Source organism: Rhodococcus sp. MEB064 (genome assembly GCF_000834565.1).
Lineage (GTDB): Bacteria > Actinomycetota > Actinomycetes > Mycobacteriales > Mycobacteriaceae > Rhodococcoides.
Window position 1 is genome coordinate 86,173 of sequence record NZ_JXQS01000024.1, and the last position, 19,986, is coordinate 106,158.

Annotated in this window: 23 protein-coding genes; 7 read left to right on the top strand and 16 right to left on the bottom strand. The window is 62.7% G+C overall.

Translation table 11 applies throughout. The features are described 5' to 3' along the window. Nucleotides 1-58 precede the first annotated feature (58 nt). Both RU01_RS12470 and RU01_RS12475 read left to right on the top strand, forming a co-directional pair. Complete coding sequence (locus RU01_RS12470) at nt 59-775, top strand: GNAT family N-acetyltransferase (RefSeq protein ID WP_042574880.1); 717 nt, start codon at nt 59-61, stop codon at nt 773-775. A gap of 9 nt (nt 776-784) precedes the next feature. Further along, a complete protein-coding gene (locus RU01_RS12475; protein ID WP_042574881.1) occupies nt 785-1,804 on the top strand; it encodes a glutathione S-transferase family protein in 1,020 nt (339 codons plus the stop codon). Here RU01_RS12475 and RU01_RS22150 read toward each other — a convergent pair. After that, nucleotides 1,801-2,427: a TetR/AcrR family transcriptional regulator gene (locus RU01_RS22150; protein WP_156148894.1), complete on the bottom strand. Its 627-nt coding sequence runs from the start codon at nt 2,425-2,427 to the stop codon at nt 1,801-1,803. The two genes, RU01_RS12475 and RU01_RS22150, sit on opposite strands and share 4 nt — an antisense overlap. 103 nt (nt 2,428-2,530) lie before the next feature. On the opposite strand from RU01_RS22150, the gene RU01_RS22860 reads away from it, so the two are divergent. The 3 genes from RU01_RS22860 to RU01_RS12490 are packed head-to-tail and all read left to right on the top strand — an operon-like array spanning nt 2,531 to nt 5,477. Beyond that, complete coding sequence (locus RU01_RS22860) at nt 2,531-2,692, top strand: hypothetical protein (protein WP_156148895.1); 162 nt, start codon at nt 2,531-2,533, stop codon at nt 2,690-2,692. Further along, a complete protein-coding gene (locus tag RU01_RS12485) occupies nt 2,689-4,611 on the top strand; it encodes a linalool dehydratase/isomerase domain-containing protein (RefSeq protein WP_052493262.1) in 1,923 nt (640 codons plus the stop codon). Before RU01_RS22860 ends, RU01_RS12485 begins: the two co-directional genes overlap by 4 nt. After that, entirely contained in the window at nt 4,605-5,477 is an 873-nt protein-coding gene (locus tag RU01_RS12490; protein WP_042574882.1) for an oxygenase MpaB family protein, read from the top strand. The genes RU01_RS12485 and RU01_RS12490 overlap by 7 nt, the downstream gene beginning before the upstream one ends. Nucleotides 5,478-5,495: 18 nt before the next feature. Here RU01_RS12490 and map read toward each other — a convergent pair whose 3' ends face one another. The 9 genes from map to rpsH form a co-directional block, all read right to left on the bottom strand. After that, nucleotides 5,496-6,290: a type I methionyl aminopeptidase gene (map, locus tag RU01_RS12495; RefSeq protein WP_042574883.1), complete on the bottom strand. Its 795-nt coding sequence runs from the start codon at nt 6,288-6,290 to the stop codon at nt 5,496-5,498. Nucleotides 6,291-6,293: 3 nt separating this feature from the next. Continuing rightward, a complete protein-coding gene (locus tag RU01_RS12500; RefSeq protein WP_042574884.1) occupies nt 6,294-6,851 on the bottom strand; it encodes an adenylate kinase in 558 nt (185 codons plus the stop codon). Beyond that, nucleotides 6,848-8,170: a preprotein translocase subunit SecY gene (gene secY / locus RU01_RS12505; RefSeq protein ID WP_042574885.1), complete on the bottom strand. Its 1,323-nt coding sequence runs from the start codon at nt 8,168-8,170 to the stop codon at nt 6,848-6,850. The genes RU01_RS12500 and secY overlap by 4 nt, the downstream gene beginning before the upstream one ends. Nucleotides 8,171-8,383: 213 nt before the next feature. Next, nucleotides 8,384-8,827, bottom strand: coding sequence for a 50S ribosomal protein L15 (gene rplO, locus RU01_RS12510; RefSeq protein WP_042574886.1), 444 nt, complete (start codon nt 8,825-8,827; stop codon nt 8,384-8,386). Beyond that, nucleotides 8,824-9,009 carry a 50S ribosomal protein L30 gene (gene rpmD / locus RU01_RS12515; RefSeq protein ID WP_042574887.1) on the bottom strand — a complete coding sequence of 62 codons (186 nt, stop codon included), beginning with the start codon at nt 9,007-9,009 and terminating at the stop codon, nt 8,824-8,826. The genes rplO and rpmD overlap by 4 nt, the downstream gene beginning before the upstream one ends. Then, nucleotides 9,002-9,688, bottom strand: coding sequence for a 30S ribosomal protein S5 (gene rpsE, locus RU01_RS12520; protein ID WP_042574888.1), 687 nt, complete (start codon nt 9,686-9,688; stop codon nt 9,002-9,004). Before rpsE ends, rpmD begins: the two co-directional genes overlap by 8 nt. A gap of 46 nt (nt 9,689-9,734) precedes the next feature. Next, entirely contained in the window at nt 9,735-10,145 is a 411-nt protein-coding gene (rplR, locus tag RU01_RS12525; protein ID WP_042574889.1) for a 50S ribosomal protein L18, read from the bottom strand. Beyond that, the gene (gene rplF / locus RU01_RS12530; protein WP_042574890.1) at nt 10,145-10,684 is read right to left on the bottom strand and encodes a 50S ribosomal protein L6; all 540 of its coding nucleotides are present in this window, start codon (nt 10,682-10,684) and stop codon (nt 10,145-10,147) included. Before rplF ends, rplR begins: the two co-directional genes overlap by 1 nt. A 14-nt stretch (nt 10,685-10,698) precedes the next feature. Then, nucleotides 10,699-11,097 carry a 30S ribosomal protein S8 gene (gene rpsH / locus RU01_RS12535; protein WP_027504667.1) on the bottom strand — a complete coding sequence of 133 codons (399 nt, stop codon included), beginning with the start codon at nt 11,095-11,097 and terminating at the stop codon, nt 10,699-10,701. Nucleotides 11,098-11,742: 645 nt separating this feature from the next. Here rpsH and RU01_RS12540 point away from each other — a divergent pair. Next, nucleotides 11,743-12,144 carry a hypothetical protein gene (locus tag RU01_RS12540; RefSeq protein WP_156148896.1) on the top strand — a complete coding sequence of 134 codons (402 nt, stop codon included), beginning with the start codon at nt 11,743-11,745 and terminating at the stop codon, nt 12,142-12,144. A gap of 81 nt (nt 12,145-12,225) precedes the next feature. Here RU01_RS12540 and RU01_RS12545 read toward each other — a convergent pair whose 3' ends face one another. After that, the gene (locus tag RU01_RS12545) at nt 12,226-13,713 is read right to left on the bottom strand and encodes an APC family permease (RefSeq protein ID WP_231568693.1); all 1,488 of its coding nucleotides are present in this window, start codon (nt 13,711-13,713) and stop codon (nt 12,226-12,228) included. Between the two features lie 878 nt (nt 13,714-14,591). Between RU01_RS12545 and RU01_RS22495 the strand changes: the two genes are divergently transcribed. Further along, nucleotides 14,592-15,500, top strand: a complete 909-nt coding sequence (locus RU01_RS22495; RefSeq protein WP_082043080.1) for a nucleotidyltransferase family protein — start codon at nt 14,592-14,594, stop codon at nt 15,498-15,500. A gap of 1 nt (nt 15,501) precedes the next feature. On the opposite strand, the gene RU01_RS12550 is transcribed toward RU01_RS22495, so the two are convergent. The 5 genes from RU01_RS12550 to rplE form a co-directional block, all read right to left on the bottom strand. Continuing rightward, nucleotides 15,502-16,392, bottom strand: a complete 891-nt coding sequence (locus RU01_RS12550; protein WP_156148897.1) for a hypothetical protein — start codon at nt 16,390-16,392, stop codon at nt 15,502-15,504. Nucleotides 16,393-16,712: 320 nt separating this feature from the next. Next, nucleotides 16,713-17,444 (bottom strand): GHMP family kinase ATP-binding protein, encoded by a 732-nt coding sequence (locus RU01_RS23535; protein ID WP_156148898.1) that lies wholly within the window; start codon nt 17,442-17,444, stop codon nt 16,713-16,715. Between the two features lie 181 nt (nt 17,445-17,625). Next, nucleotides 17,626-18,723, bottom strand: a complete 1,098-nt coding sequence (locus RU01_RS22505) for a radical SAM protein (RefSeq protein WP_082043082.1) — start codon at nt 18,721-18,723, stop codon at nt 17,626-17,628. 547 nt (nt 18,724-19,270) lie between these two features. Further along, the gene (locus RU01_RS12560) at nt 19,271-19,456 is read right to left on the bottom strand and encodes a type Z 30S ribosomal protein S14 (RefSeq protein WP_027504665.1); all 186 of its coding nucleotides are present in this window, start codon (nt 19,454-19,456) and stop codon (nt 19,271-19,273) included. A 4-nt stretch (nt 19,457-19,460) separates the two neighbouring features. Continuing rightward, nucleotides 19,461-19,970 carry a 50S ribosomal protein L5 gene (rplE, locus tag RU01_RS12565; RefSeq protein WP_231568694.1) on the bottom strand — a complete coding sequence of 170 codons (510 nt, stop codon included), beginning with the start codon at nt 19,968-19,970 and terminating at the stop codon, nt 19,461-19,463. Nucleotides 19,971-19,986: the final 16 nt, after the last annotated feature.

Consider the following 19,986-nt stretch of genomic DNA (forward strand, 5'->3'; position numbering starts at 1 on the left):
TTGGAATATACGGCGCCGAATACTTCCGATGCAAACGGCCCGACTACCGTGGACGCCGATGAATACCCACCAGATCGACATCGTCCGGCTCGCCTGGGCACGCGAACTCGGACTGCCCGACGACGCCTCGTTGGACGGCGCAGGCCGCCTGCACGTCGTCGACGACGACTCCGACCGCGTCATGTTCGTCGTCCTCGACGGCCACGCCGTCCTCGTCGGACCGGAGCAGATCATCGAACGCGCCGAGGGCGTCTCCAACGACGTCCTGGCCACGCGGGACGGTCTCGCGGACGTCGCGGGGTCACGGCGCGGGCGATGCGGAGGCCCGATCGTGCTCGCCTACCTCGACGACAGTCGCGACGAGATCCGCGTCGGACATCCCCTGATCTCGCACGAGGGAGCCGACGCCGACCGCGTCGTCGCCTCCGTACCGCCCGACGATGCCGCGGGTATCAGGTCCTTCGGCGTCGACTCGTGGTTCACGGTGTTCGACGACGCGATGGGCGAGTCGGACGCGACCCCGGCAGCGACGGCCGGATACGTCGAGTGGCGCGGATTCCTCGCGGACACGGTCGCGGTGACCACACCGTCCTACCGCCGGAAAGGCTTCGGCGCGACAGCGGCCCGCCTGGCCACGAACGAGGCCATCGACGCGGGCCTGATCCCCCAGTGGGCAGTTCCGGTGGACAACGCGCCGGCCCGTCTGTTCGGCCGGTCGCTCGGCTTCACCGAGCTCGGCGTGCGCATCGGGATGGAATTGACTCCACCCGGGTAGGTTACGACCATGAGCACCGACAGCGGCACCCCGTCCTACGTGGAAAAGGGCGGCTTCGACCGCGACACGAACTACATCGAGGACCGCATCACCGCGGACGGGCGCGACGGCTACCCCGTCGAAGCCGGGCGCTACCGCCTCGTCGTCGCTCGCGCGTGCCCCTGGGCCAACCGCGCGATCATCGTGCGCAGACTCCTCGGCCTCGAGGACGCGATCTCGATGGGTGTGTGCGGACCCACCCACGACAAGCGGAGCTGGACGTTCGATCTCGACCCCGACGGACTCGATCCCGTCCTGAAGATCCCGCGCCTGCAGGACGCCTTCTTCGCGCGGTTCCCGGACTACCCGCGCGGCATCACGGTCCCGGCGATGGTGGAGGTGTCCACCGGCCAGGTCGTGACCAACGACTACCCGCAGATGACGCTGGACTTCTCGACGGAATGGACGCAGTTCCATCGCGAGGGCGCACCCGATCTCTACCCGGAAGCTCTGCGCGGGGAAATCGACGAGGTCGCCGAGCTGATCTTCCACGACGTCAACAACGGCGTCTACAAGTGCGGCTTCGCCGGCTCGCAGAGCGCGTACGAGAAGGCGTACGACGCCCTGTTCTCACGGCTGGACTGGTTGAGCGAGCGACTGGAGAACCAGCGGTTCCTGGTGGGCGACACCATCACCGAAGCAGACGTGCGGCTGTTCACGACGTTGGCCCGGTTCGATCCGGTGTACCACGGCCACTTCAAGTGCAATCGCAGCAAGCTGTCCGAGATGCCGGTGCTGTGGGCGTACGCCCGAGACCTGTTCCAGACGCCGGGGTTCGGCGACACCACCGACTTCGCCCACATCAAGTCGCACTACTACGAGGTGCACACCGACATCAATCCGACCGGCATCGTTCCCAAGGGTCCGGACCTGTCGAGCTGGCTCAGCCCGCACGGCCGAGAGGCGTTGGGCGGCCGACCGTTCGGTGACGGAACTCCCCCGGACGCACCGAAGGCGTCGGAGCAGGTCCCGGCCGAGCACTGGGCCTAGTCGAGGCTCCCCGACGCCCGGATCCTGACCAGTGCGTCCGTGCCCAGCTCGACGAGTGTCGAGACGAGGTCGTCACGAGAAAGGGCCACGTCGCCGCGCAACCACATCGCGACGACCTCGGTGGACCCTGCCACCAGGAGGTGGGCGACGAGGCGAGCACGAGGGTCGTCCACGGCGCCCACCGCGAGCGTGGACAGGAAGCCGTCGACGAACCGAGCGACAGCACGGTCACGGGCGGACCGTAAGCCGTCGTTGCCGGGCGCTTCGAGGTACAGCCGAGCAAGGCGCTTGTCGTCGAAGGCCGACAGCACGGCTCGAACGGTCACCTCGATGAGATCGGAGCCTTGTCCGGTGTCGACCGAGACGACGCCGATCCGTGTGGCCACCTCCTCCAACACGTCGGACAGGGTGCTGCCGGCCGCGTCGTCGAGGTTGTCGAACGTCTCGTAGAAGTGCCGCTTGGATACCGCCGCTCGTTCGCAGACGATTCCCACGGTCAGCGCCGAGATACCCCGCTCGTCGACGAGATCGAGCACCGCCGTGCTCACGCGGCGCCGCCGGGCGGAGCGCCGTTCCTTCGCGCTCGCGCCGCCGTACGGGCGGTCGCTGATCGGCGTGGTCACGACGCCATGGTGCCATGCCGGTTCGCCGGTGAGCGTTGACACCACCACCGACCCGACCTAAAATTCCGGAACTGGTACGTTCCGGTTTCGAAAGAGGTGGCTCATGCTCTGCTGCGTCCTCCCGGTCCTGGTCATGGTCGGCATTCGCGTCGCCTCACGGGCGTGGAGCGCCCTCCTCGGCGGATCGACGTCCGCGCCTGCCCGGCGACCCCCGGTCGCCACGCGCACGGTGACGGACACCATGACGGTCGGAGTCGCAGCATGAGCGTCTCGTCGCCTCCCCGGCTCGGCCGCATCCGACCGGCGCGCTTGCTGCCCAGTTCGCGGCCCGTCCTCGCTCCCGCCACCGCCTCGAGGCTCCGCCGCACCGCGTACGTCTACAGCGGGATCCTCGTCGTCACGGTCGTGGTCGCCGCGACGTCCCACGGTCCACTGCGTCTCGCCGCGATCGGTGCGTTCTGGCCGGGCGCAGGTCACCTGGCCGCCGGGCACCCGGTACACGCGCTGATCACACTCGCAGCGTTCGCCGTGTCGCTGCTCGTGTGGTGGATGGTCGGTGCCGCCGTGGCACCGATCGCGGTCTACGTGCTGTCGATCGTGAGCACCGCGGCGCTCCACGAAGGCCACCATCACGCCGCGATCGTGGGTCCCGCCCTGGTCGTGCCCGGCGCGGTGCTCGTCGCCGGCGCTGTCCACCTCGTGCGGCACCGCCGACAGATGTCCACCGCACACCGCCTCAACGACGAGTTGGAGTCGGTCACGTGGTTCGAGACCGCGCTGCCGTCCACGAGCGAACCGGACGTACGCACCGCATCGGAGGACGATCTCGCACACCTGCGCCTCGCACTCGATCTGGGATTGCAGCCCCTCGAGAACTTCGACGGATTCGACCACCGGGACCAGTTCCGCGAGGCGGCACTGCGCTACCAACTGTCGATTCTCGGCTACGCCCTCTCGATGTACCGGTACACGCACACGCCGGCGTTCTCTGGCTACCTCGCCGAGGCGCAGCGCAATGCCGTCGTCAAGATGGGCGATCGCCGGGTGTGGGGGTACTGGCCGCTCGAGAACGCCTGGGGACGATTTTCCCTCGGACGCGATCCGGTGCGAAACCGGGACAACGTCATGCTCACCGGGTGGCAGGGGGCTGCGGTGGGAATGTACGAGAGTTTCGGGGACGACCGCTTCTCCCGTCCGGGCGGGCTCAGCTATGTGTGGTCCGACGACGTCCGGTACGACCACGATTTTCCCGCCCTGGCCGCGTCGATCCACCGCAACATGACGGCGTCGCCGTTCACGCTCTTCTCGTGCGAGCCGAGGTGGATCTATCCGGTGTGCAACGCGTTCGGCGTCATCACGATGCAACTGTCGGACCGGCTACACGGAACCGAGTACGTCGCCGACCTGCAGGACGACATCCACCGCAGCTACGAGATGGAGTTCCAGAGACCCGACGGACGATCCATCGGGGTGCGCAACGAAACCCTCGGGATGTCCTGGAACATCTGGGCCGGGCAGGGTGTCACACTCCCCACCACCTATTGGCTGGGTGCCTTCGCCCCCGATCTCTCGCACCGATCGTGGTGGCTCACACGACGCGACGCACTGACCCACGACGGACACCACTACCGACTGCCACGATCGGCAGCGACCCGGTGCGATGCCGGGGACTACTCGTTCGGTAGCGACGCGTTCGCCCACGTCTTCCTCGCACTGACCGCCCGCGAGGTCGGCGATATCGAGGTGGCCGACGATGCTCTGGACTACGTCGACTCGGTCGGACGCCGCAGCGATCAGGACGGCGTCGCGCGCTACGAAGGACTGTCGACGCAGGGAAACCTGTACGCACTGATGGCGCGCTTCTCACGACCCGCTGCGAACCGCGATCTGGTCGGCGCGGGTCTCCCGACACAGTGGCTCACCGGTCCGCAACTCGCCGAAGCCCCCTACCCGGACGTCCTCGTCGCGCGTGCGGTCAGCGACGGCCGAGACCTGGACCTCGTCCTGTTTCCGGGAGCGACCGGCAGCCGGGTCACCCTCGTCGTCGATCGGCTGGTGCCGCGACGGACGTATCGGGTGCGCGGTGCGGTGACCGAGGCCGTCCAGTCCGACGACGACGGCCGCGCCCGAGTGCAGGTCGATCTCGCGGGTCGCACCGCCGTTCGTCTGGACCCGACGTGGTGACGCGTCGGACCGGTGCCGCCGTCACCCGCAGGATCCGAGCTCTCGATCCCGATCGCGACTCCGCCGAGATCGCGCGACTCTCGCTCGTGGTGCTTCACGGCTCACCCGCGTTGACCTACGCCCTGTTCACGGTCGCCTTCATGAAGCAGGTGGCAGTCCCGTCGATGGCACGCATCCTCCATCGGCGAGGAACCGGCGACATCATGACCGATCCGCTCACGCGGAACGACGACACTCTGCTGTTCTTCGCTCGTCTCCTCGACCACGGACCCGAGTCGGATGTGGGGCGGGCGTGGATCGGTCGGCTCAACGCCATCCATGATCACTTCCCGATACGCAACGACGATGCTCTGTACACGCTGGCCACACTCGCGCTCGATCCACACCGCATCACCTCCGACCTCGCCCGATCACCGTTCACCCCGGCCGAGCTGGACGCGCACTGGAACTTCTGGCGTACGACGGCGGAACTGCAACGCCTGCAGCGCATTCCGACGTCCCGCGCGGAGATGGAACGGTGGGCCGCCGACTACGAGAAGCGAGAGTACGCACCGAGTCCGGAGGGGCGAGCCGTCGCACGGTCACTCACCGACGCCTTCGCTGCACGCATACTCCCCTCGCGACTGCGCGGGAGTGCACCGCAGATCCTGTCGGCGGTCTGTCCTCCGCAGTTGCGGACGGTACACGATCTTCCCGATCCGTCACCGGCGATCCACCGCCTGGTGTCCGGCGCTGTCCGCGCGTACGTCGGGACCACGCCGGTGCGACCGACGAACCTGGACACGTCCATGGTCGTGAGGCTGGGTCTCGGACACCTCGGCGACCTCGAACCGACGGACGTGGGATACCGCGGCGCACGCCGGTGACCGTCGGCCCGGGCGCAGCTACGGACGCAGGGTGAGGATTCTCGGCCCGTCCTCGGTGACCGCGACGGTGTGCTCCCAGTGCGCGGAGCGCGAGCCGTCGGTGGTCACGACGGTCCAGTCGTCGTCCAGCACGCGGGTCTCGTAGGTACCGAGAGTCAACATCGGCTCGATCGCCAGAGTCGATCCGACCACGAGCTCGGGGCCCTTGCCGGGCGCCCCTTCGTTGGCCAGGAACGGCTCCATGTGCATCTCGCGTCCGATACCGTGCCCGCCGTAGCCGTCGACGATGCCGTACGCGCGGCCGTGTGCCTTCTCCGCTGCGTGTGTTCCCTGCTCGATGGCGTGGGAGACGTCGGTGAGGCGGTTCCCGGGAAGCATCGCCGCGATACCCGCCTCCATCGACAAACGCGTGGCCTCGCTCAGCATCTCGTCCGCCTCGATGACGGTGCCGACGCCGAACGTCCATGCCGAGTCGCCGTGCCATCCGTCGAGAATGGCTCCGCAGTCGATGGAAATGAGATCGCCCTCGGCCAGGATGTCGTCGGCCGACGGGATTCCGTGGACGACGCGGTCGTTGACGGAGCTGCAGATGCTGCCGGTGAAACCGTGGTAGCCGAGGAACGAGGGCACGGCGCCCGCGTCGCGGATCACGGCTTCCGCGACCCGGTCGAGCTCGAGCGTCGAGACGCCGGGCTTTGCTGCGTCACGAACCGCGACCAGCGCTGCACCGACGACAGCCCCCGCCGCAGCCATGGCATCGAGCTCACCGGCGCTGCGGAACGGGACCACCTTGCGTCTGCGTCCGAAACCCATGGGTCAGTCGTCGCTCTGGATCGCGTCGATGACCTTCTTGTTGACGTCGTCGACCTCGCCGACAGCGCCGACAGTGACCAACCGGCCGTGACCCGAGTAGTACTCGAGCAGCGGGGCGGTCTCGTCGCGGTAGACCTTCATCCGGTTGCGGATGACGTCTTCCTTGTCGTCCTCGCGGCCACGAGCGAGCATCCGCTCGACGACGACGTCCTCGTCGATGACGAAGGAAACGACGGCATCGAGTGACGTGCCGGCGTCCTCGAGGATGGACGACAGCGAATCTGCCTGTCCGGTCGAGCGCGGGAACCCGTCGAGAATGAAGCCGTTGACCGCGTCGGGCTCCGCGAGACGGTCGCGGACCATGTCGACGGTCAGCTCGCTCGGAACCAGGTCGCCTGCATCGAGGTACTTCTTGGCCTCGATGCCCAGCGGGGTCTGCTGGCCGATGTTCGCGCGGAACAGGTCGCCGGTGGAGATGTGCGGGATACCGAGCTTCTCGGACAACAGCGTCGCCTGAGTGCCCTTGCCGGCTCCGGGAGGACCGAGGAGGACGAGTCTCACTTGAGGAACCCTTCGTAGTTGCGCTGCATCAGCTGGCTTTCGATCTGCTTCACCGTGTCCAGTCCCACGCTCACCATGATGAGCACCGCGGTTCCGCCGAACGGCAGGTTCTGGGCGCCACCGGAGTTACCGATGTCGAGGAACAGGTTGGGAAGCACAGCGATGGTGCCGAGGTAGATCGCACCGGGCAGCGTGATGCGGCTGAGAACGAAATTGAGGTAGTCGGCCGTCGGACGTCCCGGCCTGATGCCCGGGATGAATCCGCCGTACTTCTTCATCTCGTCGGCACGCTCTTCGGGGTTGAACGTGATGGCGACGTAGAAGTACGTGAAGAAGACGATGAGGCCGAAGTAGATCGCGATGTACACCGGGTTCGCCGGGTTCACCAGATACGTGTTGATGGCGCGTTGCCACCAACTCGGGTCCGCCGCCGTGCTGGCATTGGTCAGCTGAGCGATGAGGTTGGGCAGGTACAGCAGCGAGGACGCGAAGATCACCGGGATGACGCCGGCCTGGTTGACCTTCAGCGGCAGGTAGGTCGACGACCCGCCGTACATACGACGACCCACCATGCGCTTGGCGTACTGCACGGGGATACGACGCTGGCCCTGCTCGACGAAGACGACGCCGACGATGATCGCCAGTGCTGCCAGGCAGACCAGAGCGAACACGATGCCGCCGCGGCTGTCCAGAATGGACTTGCCCTCGGACGGGATACGCGAGGCGATGCCGGCGAAGATCAGGAGCGACATGCCGTTGCCGACGCCGCGCTCGGTGATGATCTCGCCGAACCACATGACCAGGGCAGCACCCGCGGTCATGACCAGCACGATCGTGACCAACCCGAAGATCGACGGGTCGGCGATGATGTCGAGGTTGCAGCCCTGCAGCAGCTGACCGCGCGACGCCAGAGCCACCAGACCGGTGGCCTGGAGGATCGCCAACGCGATGGACAGATAGCGCGTGTACTGCGTCATCTTCGCCTGGCCGGCCTGGCCCTCCTTGCGGAGTTCCTCGAACCGCGGGATGACCACGGTGAGGAGCTGGACGATGATGCTCGCCGTGATGAACGGCATGATGCCGATCGCGAACACGGAGAGTTGGAGCAGCGCGCCACCCGAGAACAGGTTGATCAGCGAGTAGATACCGGCGGAATCGCCGCCGGACACCTGATCGATGCACTGGCGGACGTTGCCGTAGTCGACACCGGGCGACGGAAGCGTCGCGCCGAACCGATAGAGAGCGATCAGGCCGAGCGTGAAGAGGATCTTCCGTCTCAGGTCAGGTGTCCTGAGGGCCGACACAAAGGCGGAAAGCAACGATCCTCCTGGACGGGGTGACTAACGAGGGAGATGGTCGGGGCGCAGCAGCGCCCCGTCGAACTCTAACAGCGCCCGCGAGCACGGAGTCCTACCCAGCCGGGCAGCACACTCGCGGGACGCTGAAAGGCCGATGGCCGTAGCACGAAGTCGTACCACGGCCATCGGTCCGTATCGGTGGCGTTCACCCTGTGCGGGCGACACCGACGTCACTCACAACTCGGTGGTGGACCCACCGGCTGCGGTGATCTTTTCCTTGGCACTGCCGGTGAACTTGTCGGCGGTGATGTTCGCCTTCACCGAGAAGTCGCCGTCGCCAAGGATCTTGACCAGGCGGTTCTTGCGCACTGCACCCTTGGCCACGAGATCGTCCTTGGAGATCTCGCCGCCCTCGGGGAACAGACGCTCGATGTCGACCAGGTTCACGACCTGGTACTCGACACGGTTGCGGTTGGTGAAGCCCTTGAGCTTCGGAAGCCGCATGTGCAGCGGCATCTGTCCACCCTCGAAGCGTGCGGGAACGTTCTTGCGAGCGCCCGTACCCTTCGTACCGCGACCGGCGGTCTTACCGCGCTTGCCGGCTTCACCGCGACCGACGCGGATCTTGGCGCTCTTCGAACCCGGTGCCGGGCGAAGGTGATGCAATTTGATGGTCACTTGGTGACCTCCTCAACGGTGACGAGGTGACGCACCACATTGATCAGACCGCGTGTCTGCGGGGTGTCCTCGCGAATGACCGACTGGCGGATCTTCTTGAGGCCCAGCGTGCGGATGCTGTCACGCTGGTTCTTCTTCTGACCGATGGTGCTCTTGATCTGGGTGACTTTGAGCTCAGCCATGTGCTGCACTCCCTGCTGCTGCTGCTGCCTGGGCGCGAGCGCGCAGCATACCGGCGGGAGCAACGTCCTCGATCGGCAGACCACGACGAGCCGCGACCTCTTCCGGACGCTGCAGGCTCTTGAGAGCTGCAACGGTGGCGTGCACGACGTTGATCGCGTTGTCGCTACCGAGCGACTTGGCGAGGATGTCGTGGACACCTGCACACTCGAGCACGGCACGCACCGCGCCACCGGCGATGACACCGGTACCGGGGCTTGCCGGGCGCAGCATGACCACACCGGCCGCAGCCTCACCCTGGACGGGGTGCGTGATCGTGCTACCGATCAGCGGGACGCGGAAGAAGCTCTTGCGAGCCTCCTCGACACCCTTCTGAATGGCTGCGGGAACTTCCTTGGCCTTGCCGTAGCCGACGCCGACCAGTCCGTTGCCGTCTCCGACGATCACGAGGGCGGTGAAGCTGAAGCGACGACCACCCTTCACGACCTTGGAGACGCGGTTGATCGCGACTACGCGCTCGAGGTTGTTCTTCTCCGGGGCGTTTCCGCCACGCTGATCGCGACCGCCGCGACCGCCGCCGCGGTTGTCTCCACCGCCACGGTTGTCACCTCCGGCCGCATTGGGTCCACTGTTGGCTCCGGCGGGTCCGCTTCCGCCGTCACGCCGTTGACGTCCCGGCATCAGGCTGTCCTTCCGTTGATGAGCTGAATCTTCGCTGCGTTGGTCATCAGAACTTCAACCCGCCTTCGCGAGCTGCATCGGCGAGTGCCGCGATGCGTCCGGCATAACCGTGGCCGCCGCGGTCGAAGACCACAGCGTCGATGCCGGCTGCCTTGGCACGCTCGGCGATGAGTGCGCCGACCTTCGCGCCACGGGCCTTCTTGTCGCCCTCCGTCGCACGCACATCGGCTTCGATGCTGGACGCGGACGCGAGAGTGCGGCCGGTCAGGTCGTCGATGAGCTGTGCGTGCAGGTGACGCGACGAGCGGTTGACCACGAGGCGAGGGCGCTCGGCAGTGCCGGACACCTTCTTGCGCAGGCGGAAGTGACGGCGCGTCTTGGACAGGCGACGACGCGTGGACGCGTCCTTGCCCAGCGGGATGCGCTTCGGGTTCGAAGTTGGTGCAGAGTTGCTCATCACTTACCTGTCTTTCCGACCTTGCGGCGGATCTGCTCACCCTCGTACCGAACGCCCTTGCCCTTGTACGGGTCGGGACGACGGAGACGACGGATGTTGGCAGAGATCTGGCCGACCTTCTGCTTGTCGATACCCGAAACCGAGAATCGGGTGGGCGTCTCGACTGCGAAGGTGATGCCGTCGGGCGCCGTGATCGGCACCGGGTGGCTGTAGCCGAGAGCGAACTCGAGGTCGCTGCCCTTCAGTGCCACGCGGTAACCGACGCCGTGAATCTCCATCTTCGTGGTGTAACCGGTGGTCACACCCGTGATGAGGTTCGCGACGAGAGTGCGCGAGAGGCCGTGGAGCGAGCGGCTACGACGCTCGTCGTCGGGCCGAGAAACCGAGAGGGATCCGTCATCGTTCTTGGCGATGGTGATCGGCTCTGCGATGGTGAGACTCAAGGTGCCCTTGGGGCCCTTGACGGTGACATCCTGGCCGGCGATGGTGACATCGACTCCGGCGGGAACTGTCACAGGAAGCTTTCCGATACGCGACATAGTGGTGGCCTCCCTTACCAGACGTACGCGAGGACTTCGCCGCCGACGCCCTGATTGGCCGCCTGGCGATCGGTCAGCAAGCCGGTGGACGTGGAGATGATCGCCACGCCGAGGCCGCCGAGCACCTTGGGCAGATTGGTGGATTTTGCGTACACACGCAGTCCGGGCTTGGACACCCGTCGCACACCGGCGAGGCTGCGCTCGCGGCTGGGACCGTACTTGAGGTCGACGATGAGGGTCTTGCCCACCTCGGCGTCCTCGGTGCGGTACTCGGAGATGTAGCCCTCACGCTTGAGGATCTCGGCGATGTTCGCCTTGATCTTCGAGTGAGGCAGCTTCACCTGATCGTGGTACGCCGAGTTGGCGTTGCGCAGACGTGTCAAGAAGTCTGCGATCGGGTCGGTCATGGTCATGACAGAGTTCATGGCCCTTTCTCGCAGCGGTTCCCATACAGCACGTGCGAGCTGGTGCCCTGGTAGCAGGGCCTGACTCGTCCCGTCGTGGGCCTACAGCGAAGTGTTCTGTCCTGACCGACTGTTGCCGGTCAGGGGTTGCGCTCCTGCCAGTGCAGACGTGAGCACTGGCGGGTGTTTCGAGCATCATGGCAAGAAACCTGAGTAGCTCGGGTCGTATGCAGGCATGACGGTACCCGGGCAACCGGTCAAGTGTAGAGGAGCGACCTTCCGGTGGCCAAATCGGTGCAGGTTGGAGGGGTGCTGGCGCGTGGGGGGCGTGCGGCTGGGGGCGGTGCGGCAGGGGGTGTGCACACCACTTCTGGTGAGTGTGCACCCTCTCCAGTCGGCGGTAGGGGGTGTGCGCTTCACGGAAAGAGTGTGCGCTCGGGGGCGTGACGCTGGTCCGCGGTGCGTTCCGGGGCTGCACGGGGTGTGCGCTCCACGAAGAGAGCGTGCGCTTGGAGGCGTGACGCCGGACCGCGGTGAGTTCCGGAGCTGCACAGGGTGCGCACACCCCTTCAGGTGAGCGCACACCCGCTGCAGTCGGCAGTAAGAGGTGTGCGCTTCACCGGAAGGGTGTGCGCTTGCTGAGGAAGCTCCCGAGTGCGGCGCATTGCCGTGCTGCAGGGGTGTGCGCCTCGCGACAAGGGTGTGCGGTACTGGTCTCCCGCACACCGACGCAAGGAGAAGCACATGTACGGCTGGTGGCGCACGTTCGAGCACTTCTGTGAGCCGGGTTCACTTCCCGTTGCCACGAGCGAAGCCCTGAACACAGTCGACTCGCACGTCAAGGCTCATGCGGACATCATCGGCAAGGAGGCAGTGGTTGCCCGAGCAGCGGCCGAGACGTGGCACATCGTTCACGTCGTCGATTCGAACGGACGCGCTCGGACACTGAGCCCTAAGCAGGCGGTCAAGTACGAGAAGGCGCGCGCAGGAGGCAGCCGGGGCAACCTCGGAAAGCGACCATCGGGGGAAAGTGCACCGAGCCTCCACCTCGACTGACGCTGCACAGGGTGTGCGCACCCCTTCTCGCGAGCCCACACCCCCGTCGGCAGGAGCCGCGGGGCGCACCTCCCCACGAGCTCAGTCCTTGCCGTCTCCACGATCACGCACCCGGTCACCGAGATTCGCCTTCTCGTCGCGGTCCAACGCTTCGACGTCGATGAAGCGCGACTTGCCCTGGGTGGCGCGGTTGACGAAGAACGTCACCACCCACAGCGCCACACCGAGCAGCAGCATCGCGCCGGCGATGCGGTATTGAATCATCTGCGCATCGGTGCGGGCCCACGGTCCGACGAGGAACAGGCACAGGGTGCCTCCGGTGACCGGGACCCAGAGCGGCGCGCTGAAGCCCGTCGTCTCCTTTTTGCGCTTGAGCACCAAGTTGGCGACGTTGACCACTGCGAACACGCACAGCAGCAGTAGTCCGGTCGTTCCGGACAGTGCGCTGACGACCGAGTTTCCCTGCAGCTGGTTCACCACGACGATCAGGACCAGTGCCATGACCGTCGAGAAGACGATGGCGGCCCACGGCGAGCGACGCGTCGGAAGCACGGCACTGAGGGACTTCGGCAGGATTCGCTGCCGGCCCAGTCCGTAGATCAACCGGCTCGCCATCAGCATGTTGATCAGGGCGGTGTTGGCGACGGCGAACACCGTCAGGTACGGGAAGATCTCGTCGATCGGGAGTCCCGGCGCACCGAGTCGCACGACGTGGAGCAGGATGCCTTCGCTGCCGGAGTCGTAGTCGAGCGGCAGCACCGCGATCACGGCGACGACTACCAGAACGTAGATGAGGCAAGCGATTCCGAGACCGGAGAGCATCATCTTCGGGAAGATCTTCTCCGGTTCCTTGGTCTCCTCGACCATGTTCACGGAATCCTCGAAGCCGACCATCGCGAAGAACGCGATCGTCGTCGCGACGGTGACGGCCAGGAACCAACCCTTCTCGTTGGCGTCGTCGAACACCACCAGATTGGCGATGTCACCTTCGGCGCTACCACTTCCCACGGCAACGAATCCGATGGCGATGACAATGGCGAGCGCTGCCATCTCGATGATCGTCAGGACGACATTGAACTTCACCGATTCGCCGACGCCGCGCAGGTTGATCGCCGCCAGCAGCACCATGAATCCGAGGGCGACCACCAACTGGGCCGTGTCACCGGTGGGCACGTCGAACCACCCGACGCCGTCCTCGGTGGAGAACGTCTCATGCAGTCCCGCAAGCAGATTGCCCGCGACGACGTTCGAGGACGTGGACGCGCTGGTGATGCCGGAACAGATCACGGCGAAAGCCACCAGGAACGTCGCGAAGTGCACACCGAACGCCTTGTGCGTGTACAGCGCGGCGCCGGCCGCCTGCGGATATTTGCACACGAGCTCGAGATAGGAGAACGCGGTCAACGTTGCGACGACGAACGCGAGGATGAACGGCAGCCACGCCATTCCGCCCACATTCGAGATCATGTCGCCGGTGACCGCGTAGACACCGGCGCCGAGAATGTCGCCGACGATGAAGAGCAACAGCAGTCCTGGTCCGAGGACCCGCTTGAGTTCCGTATCCTTCATGACCGAAGCGGCTCTAGTTGCTTGCGCCATGATTCACTCCTGACTATGCAGCCCCCTGCGCCGGCAGCCTATGCCGCCCGCCACGGTAACGTGTGCCGAAACGGACCCATCGTGTCAGTGTACGAATCGCTTACCAGCGCAGGATCTTGGCGATCGGGACGTTGATTAGACGTGTAAGGGGATCTGCCTCGACGCGAAACCCGCCGAAAGCTCAGTAGCCCGCGGAGCCCCCTGGACGCCCGACCTGGCTGAGATGCGCCCTTGTGACCAAGGAGGGGACCCTGCGCCAACTGGATCCACCTCGTTAAACCAGCCTGCGAGCGCCTGACGTGCGGACACCCGGTACGAGAGCAGACCAGCATGGAGAGCATATGCTCGTTCGATCCTGTCAGCCTAAGCGCACCCGCCGACTACCTCGAACCAACCTCAGGTCGAGCCACAGTTAGTCGATGGCGCCGAGGCCCCACCGAGCGGCCCACTCAGCCGCGACGACCCAGCGACGACCCAGCGACGATACGACACGTTCGCATCGCAGCGAGCGCACACCTCAACAGGCGCTTCACTAGCCGCTGTGTATGATTTTGGAATTACTAGAGCGGAAGGTTTGGACGGATAATGAACGAACAAGATGCCATGCTAGCCGACATTCACGACTACGTCTTAAGTGAACGAAAACGGTTAGGAATTACGACGACCGACACACGAGTCAAGAGCGAACCGTCTGGAGAATTAAACAATGAGTTTGCGATCCTTCTGGATATTCAGCTTGTGAGCACCACAAACGGCTACGGCGGTTGGTCAGAGTTAGACGACAATCAAACGCTCCGCGGAGTCTACGAAGTCGTGCAGCGCAGGCGAGGCGAACCAGACAGAGCATCATGAGGAATGAAACTGCACTGGTCGTACTGGCTGCGGGGCGCGGTTCTAGATATGGCGGCGTCAAGCAATTGGCCAGATTCGGGCCGAACGGTGAGACCCTACTTGAATACGCGGCTTATGATGCGATTCTGGCCGGATTCAGTGAAATAGTTCTAGTGATCCGCAACGAAACACGGCCATTGTTCGAAACTGCGTTAAGCGGAGGGCTCAGCGAACGAGTTGACGTCAAATATGTAGTGCAAGATCTCAAGCGGACCGAGTACGCTGCACCGTCCCGGGACACACCGTGGGGCACTGGGCACGCAGTCTTATCTGCGGCAAGTTCCATTAGAGGCGACTTCGCCGTGATCAATGCAGATGATTTTTATGGTAGACGGTCCTACCAAATGCTCGCGTCATTCCTAGATGCCCCAGAAGAAGGCGCGGCACTAGTCGGGTTCAACCTTGCTGAAACATTATCAGACTTCGGCGAAGTCAACAGGGGCATATGTCGTATGGATGCCGGCGGTCTACTCGCCGGCATACGCGAGACCACCAACATTAGGTCTACAAGCACTGGAATTATTGAAGGGTACCTCGACGACCAACCATACACACTATCTGGTTCAGAAATTGTATCCATGAATATGTGGGGGTTCCGGTACGCGGTAATTGAACTCCTTGCAGGCCAGTGGGAGCGATTCCTATCAAACTACGGCAGCGATACCAGAAAAGAATTTTATTTACCAGAAGCGGTCCAGTCAGCGGTCCGAGCATCGGAACTTCAATGCCGCATTCTTCAGAGCCCCGAAAGATGGTTTGGAGTCACATACCGCGACGACGCAGGAGCCGCGAGTAAGGCAGTAAAAAAACTTGTTGCAAGCGGGCAGTATCCACCGTCCCTATGGACCGATAGAGGACCAAACTAGGTCATAGCTGACCAGACTGGTGCTCCAATAGTTCAAGCACCCTGGAAACGGTGAAAGCACTTCCGTAAGTCAAATCCCGATCCAGTAAGAGGCCTGCCAACTCAGCGGACCGCAACGGGTATAGACGCATACTCGCGCCTTTCGCAGAATCAACCTCCCAGTTACCGTTAAATTTGCGTCGGACGCCCCGAACTAATTGTTCATCTTTGATCCACAAACTATAGGACACAGTCGCCGATCCATTCAACGCATCAAATCCAAAGCCTAGGCAGCTCAGCTCAGCCCGACCGTCCACTAACCAAGATTTGAGGTCCGCCGCCTCTCGGATATTGTAGATCCAGTCGGGATCAACGATGTTGTGTGAGTTGTGGTCGATGAGTTCATCGTAGGAAAACAGCTCTTCACAGTACTCTTTGATTATGTTGACAACCGCGACGTAATCAATATCTAAGCCCTGCATACTCCCCCGCGGGGGATCAATAGGCATCATCCCAAAGTACGGAATCACAGCCTGCATGCCGCCATAGGTAACAGTCTCGAAGGAACGCCTGTGCAGAAGTAACTCCTCGTCGCCTTCCTTGCCAAGAATAAGCGCGACACTCGCCGCCACCGAGAAGGGGTCTCCCGTCCAACGACTGCTGTCTGTCGGATACAGCGCTCTATCGCGATAGGGTTGTGGCCGCTCCTTCCGCAAGCGGAGACCACGAAACGTTTCATTCTCTAGTCGGATAAGGCTGGTAGCAATGTCGAAATAACTACAGCTGCCTACGGATATCTGCAGCGCACCTGCGTTCACTCGAATTTCACGAAAGTATAAGGCAGGCGCATTAAACAGCCTCTGACCGACGCCTTGTCGTTGACGGATAAGACGATCGTCAACCTTGAACTCCATCGCCTCGTTCTCGTGGACGAATAATGGATCGTGCCCGACCCCCACCGGCTGTTGTACAACCCATTCAGGCCGGGTCAAGAATGGGATCAGCAGTTCCGAGTTCGCAACGCGAACGGTGTACGGCGCTACGTTGGACGCCGCTGACGCGTGTGAACTGTAGTTGGTGACCCGGTCATAGATGACCCCCCGTAAATCCATTGAAATTGACCTATTAGTTCTTCGTTTGGATATCGACAATGAGTACCTTTGTAGCAACCACGGTAGGAATTGGCCTAGCACCGCACCCGTTATGCCGCCCACAACTAACTCGCCGTAGTTCATTACCCGATTTTCTCCCGATGTCGACCCACATTGCTCACCAATCTGGCAGCGGACGCGTTAGATCGGAGTCCGAGCCACTGTTCTACAAATTCCGGATGCCGGTCCTGCTGTGTCACGACGACCAGGCACCCACCACCCCCCGAACCGGTCAACTTGACGCCGGCAGCGCCAGCGCGAAGTACTTTCGAGCGCTCTGTTTCAAGAGTTTCAGTCGACATCGCAAACAAGTCCCGCATTGCTTGATGCGCGGCGTCCATGGACGCGCCGAGTAGAGCAATGTCATCTTGGTCAATGGCGCGCAGAATCATTTTTGAAGCCACTGTAACCGCACTTCGATAGGCCCCGATTCTTGCGGGATCATATTTTTGCCATGATCGTACTTCTTTGATGTGATTTCGGCAATCTTTAGTGCCGGGTGGAATGACGAGCGAGACAAGCCAATCAGCTTTCCACTCATATCGACCCTCCGAACGTCGCGGCAAAAATCCATCGCATCCGTCGGTTACCGAAACGTCTGCAGACACCGACGCTATATGATCCATTCCTCCCCCCCCTGTCCCGACAAACTCTGTTTCGTAAGCAATCCGCAAAATTTGCTCCTCGCTCAACCCTAAAGCAAAGCGAGAATTCACAGCTATGGCCGCCGCGACTACCCCAGCCGATGATGACGCAAGTCCGATCGATGAGGGGATATCCGTATCAACGACAAAGGTTGGAGAGGGACCCGACACAAGACCGAGGTTGCGAAACGAGCGCCAGACTTCGCTGTAGAGTTCCTGATCGGCGGGGGACGGCCGATCAATTAATCCAACTTTTGTCCGAAACTTTAGCGGTAGACAAACGCTTACCCCCCCTAGCCAGTCTAGATCCTCCCCACTTAAACATACCCGAGCACTGGCACCGCCTTGCGCCTTAAATGAAGGGGTCAAAATCCCGCTCCTCTCGCGGTATTAAGCCAACGCGATCGGAAAATTGCATGATTGCGAGGTTGCTCTCATGGCGGGCGCAATAAAAGTTGCAATCTCGACTCGGCACCGGCATCTCACGACTATGGGCAGTCTTCCAAACCTCACTAAGGCTGCTTTGTCTTGGATTGCCCATACGCCACTGTTCACTGCCACGATGATAACCGCACGGGTACATGCCTGTCGGGGTGACTACTGTCCGTAGTGTGGAGACGGCACACTGGTCGTAATTCTTATACTGCGATAGCGACTTTCCGGCAATCGCGTCCGTTAAGTTTGACGACAGATGGACCTGCAAGCGAAGATCGGACCGTTTCTTCCCAGAAGTGACGGATTCTCTTATGGACGACAGCTCGTCTGCGGTAAGAGACCAAAGATGGTGATCTTCCTGCATGTACGATTTGAACTCAATGTAGTCACAACCGATTTCATCGGCCAAATCAATTGCAAGCGGTATCTCTTCGATGTTCGAAGCGGAGCCCAGCCTGCCTGGGTTGACTACAAATGAGTATCCGAGTAGCGCCGCACCCGCAGAATTCAATGCCCGCATGCCGCGGATAACTGTGTCGAATTGGCTTACGCTCCCCTTGCGGGGAGGTCTAAGCGCATCGAAAGTGGCTTGCGTCGCTGCATCTACTGACACTCTAATCCATGAACAGTACTGCGCTATTTCGCCAATTCGCCCGCCGAGGACCGTACCGTTTGTGACAAGACCTATACGAACGCCCGAGTTGTGCAAGATTTTCATCGCGTCAACCGTTGCTGGGTGCGCAAGGGGCTCGCCACCGCCCGAGAATACAACTCCTAGAACACCTAACGAAGCGATATCTGCAGCAAGCTGGGTCAACTCGACCTTAGTAAACCTGTCCGCATTTAGAAGGTTCTCGCTGATACACCCCGCGCATCCAAGATTGCAAAAAGTTGTCGGGTCCAGATCGATGACTACTGGGTTTGCGGGGGCAGTACCCACACGCGCTGATTGCACAAACGCACGAAGTTCTGGTTGCTCCAACTTAGCCAGAAGATTAAGAGGGTCGGAACTCATGACGATCTCCTACTCCGCGTCGGCGATCGGATCGCTTCGTCAACGCAACTGACGGTGATTGTGGTGTTGCAGGGCATAGTCGCATAAGCAGGAGTCCACTGCAGGCTGAAGAGTGAATCTCATCATGCCGCAGGACCTTGGCATCGGTTGCATGTTGACGGCCGGCCTTGGCGACTAAAGCTCGGCCGGATACAGCATCAAGACGCAAGTGGAGCTTAGGGGTTTCAGCAGAATCCTCGGAAAAGTGATCGGCCGGGGCGCAACTGACCTCACTATTAGGGCGGCAGGGTTGGCCAACGATGGCCGTGAATGACCATCTCATCGTTGATTACCCGACGGAGCGCAGACCCGTTCCCTGATGTTCGCGACTACACGGCTCTCCCAGCCGTGGAGTTCCGGGCAGGTTCGATATCTAGCTTCTTTTTGTCGAAGTCTATCGGCTTTACTGGTTGCGCCGCGCGACTGGCGAAGGCGCTGGCAGAACTCCGGTCCTGAACGCCGAAAGGCCCGAGCCGTGACGGCTCGGGCCTTTCGGGTGGGGATCAGATCACCAGGAGCTCTTGTGCACTCCGGGAAGCTCTCCGCGGTGCGCCATCTCGCGCACGCAGATGCGGCAGAGACCGAACTTGCGGAACACCGAGTGCGGGCGACCGCACCGCTGGCAGCGCGTGTAGGCGCGGACCGCGAACTTCGGCTTCTTGTTGGCCTTGTTGACCAGTGCCTTCTTTGCCATACGCTCAGATCTCCTTGAACGGGAAGCCGAGGTGCTTGAGCAGCGCGCGGCCTTCGTCGTTGTTGGTTGCCGTCGTGACGACGGTGATGTCCATACCGCGAGGGCGGTCGATCTTGTCGACGTCGATCTCGTGGAACATCGACTGCTCGTTCAGGCCGAACGTGTAGTTGCCGTTGCCGTCGAACTGCGTGCCCGACAGGCCACGGAAGTCCCTGATGCGGGGAAGCGCGATGGACACGAGACGGTCCAGGAACTCCCACATACGGTCGCCGCGCAGCGTGACGCGCGCGCCGATGGGCATTCCCTCGCGGAGCTTGAACTGCGCGATGGACTTACGAGCCTTGCGGATCTCGGGCTTCTGGCCGGTGATCGCGGCGAGGTCTGCGACCGCACCGTTGATCAGCTTCGCGTCACGGGCGGCGTCGCCGACACCCATGTTGACGACGACCTTGACGACGCCGGGGATCTGCATGACGTTCGCGTACTCGAACTCGGTGTTCAGCGCGTCCTTGATCTCCTCAACCTTGAAC

Coding starts and splice junctions, on each gene's coding strand:
- RU01_RS22505 (WP_082043082.1), bottom strand. CDS start 18,723: ATGAGTTCCGACCCTCTTAATCTTCTGGCTAAGTTGGAGCAACCAGAA.
- rpsH (WP_027504667.1), bottom strand. CDS start 11,097: ATGACCATGACCGACCCGATCGCAGACTTCTTGACACGTCTGCGCAAC.
- RU01_RS22860 (WP_156148895.1), top strand. CDS start 2,531: ATGCTCTGCTGCGTCCTCCCGGTCCTGGTCATGGTCGGCATTCGCGTC.
- rpsE (WP_042574888.1), bottom strand. CDS start 9,688: ATGCCGGGACGTCAACGGCGTGACGGCGGAAGCGGACCCGCCGGAGCC.
- RU01_RS12485 (WP_052493262.1), top strand. CDS start 2,689: ATGAGCGTCTCGTCGCCTCCCCGGCTCGGCCGCATCCGACCGGCGCGC.
- RU01_RS12470 (WP_042574880.1), top strand. CDS start 59: ATGAATACCCACCAGATCGACATCGTCCGGCTCGCCTGGGCACGCGAA.
- rpmD (WP_042574887.1), bottom strand. CDS start 9,009: ATGGCTGAGCTCAAAGTCACCCAGATCAAGAGCACCATCGGTCAGAAG.
- RU01_RS22495 (WP_082043080.1), top strand. CDS start 14,592: ATGAGGAATGAAACTGCACTGGTCGTACTGGCTGCGGGGCGCGGTTCT.
- RU01_RS12475 (WP_042574881.1), top strand. CDS start 785: ATGAGCACCGACAGCGGCACCCCGTCCTACGTGGAAAAGGGCGGCTTC.
- rplR (WP_042574889.1), bottom strand. CDS start 10,145: ATGAGCAACTCTGCACCAACTTCGAACCCGAAGCGCATCCCGCTGGGC.
- RU01_RS12545 (WP_231568693.1), bottom strand. CDS start 13,713: ATGAAGGATACGGAACTCAAGCGGGTCCTCGGACCAGGACTGCTGTTG.
- RU01_RS12550 (WP_156148897.1), bottom strand. CDS start 16,392: ATGGAGTTCAAGGTTGACGATCGTCTTATCCGTCAACGACAAGGCGTC.
- RU01_RS12560 (WP_027504665.1), bottom strand. CDS start 19,456: ATGGCAAAGAAGGCACTGGTCAACAAGGCCAACAAGAAGCCGAAGTTC.
- rplF (WP_042574890.1), bottom strand. CDS start 10,684: ATGTCGCGTATCGGAAAGCTTCCTGTGACAGTTCCCGCCGGAGTCGAT.
- map (WP_042574883.1), bottom strand. CDS start 6,290: ATGGGTTTCGGACGCAGACGCAAGGTGGTCCCGTTCCGCAGCGCCGGT.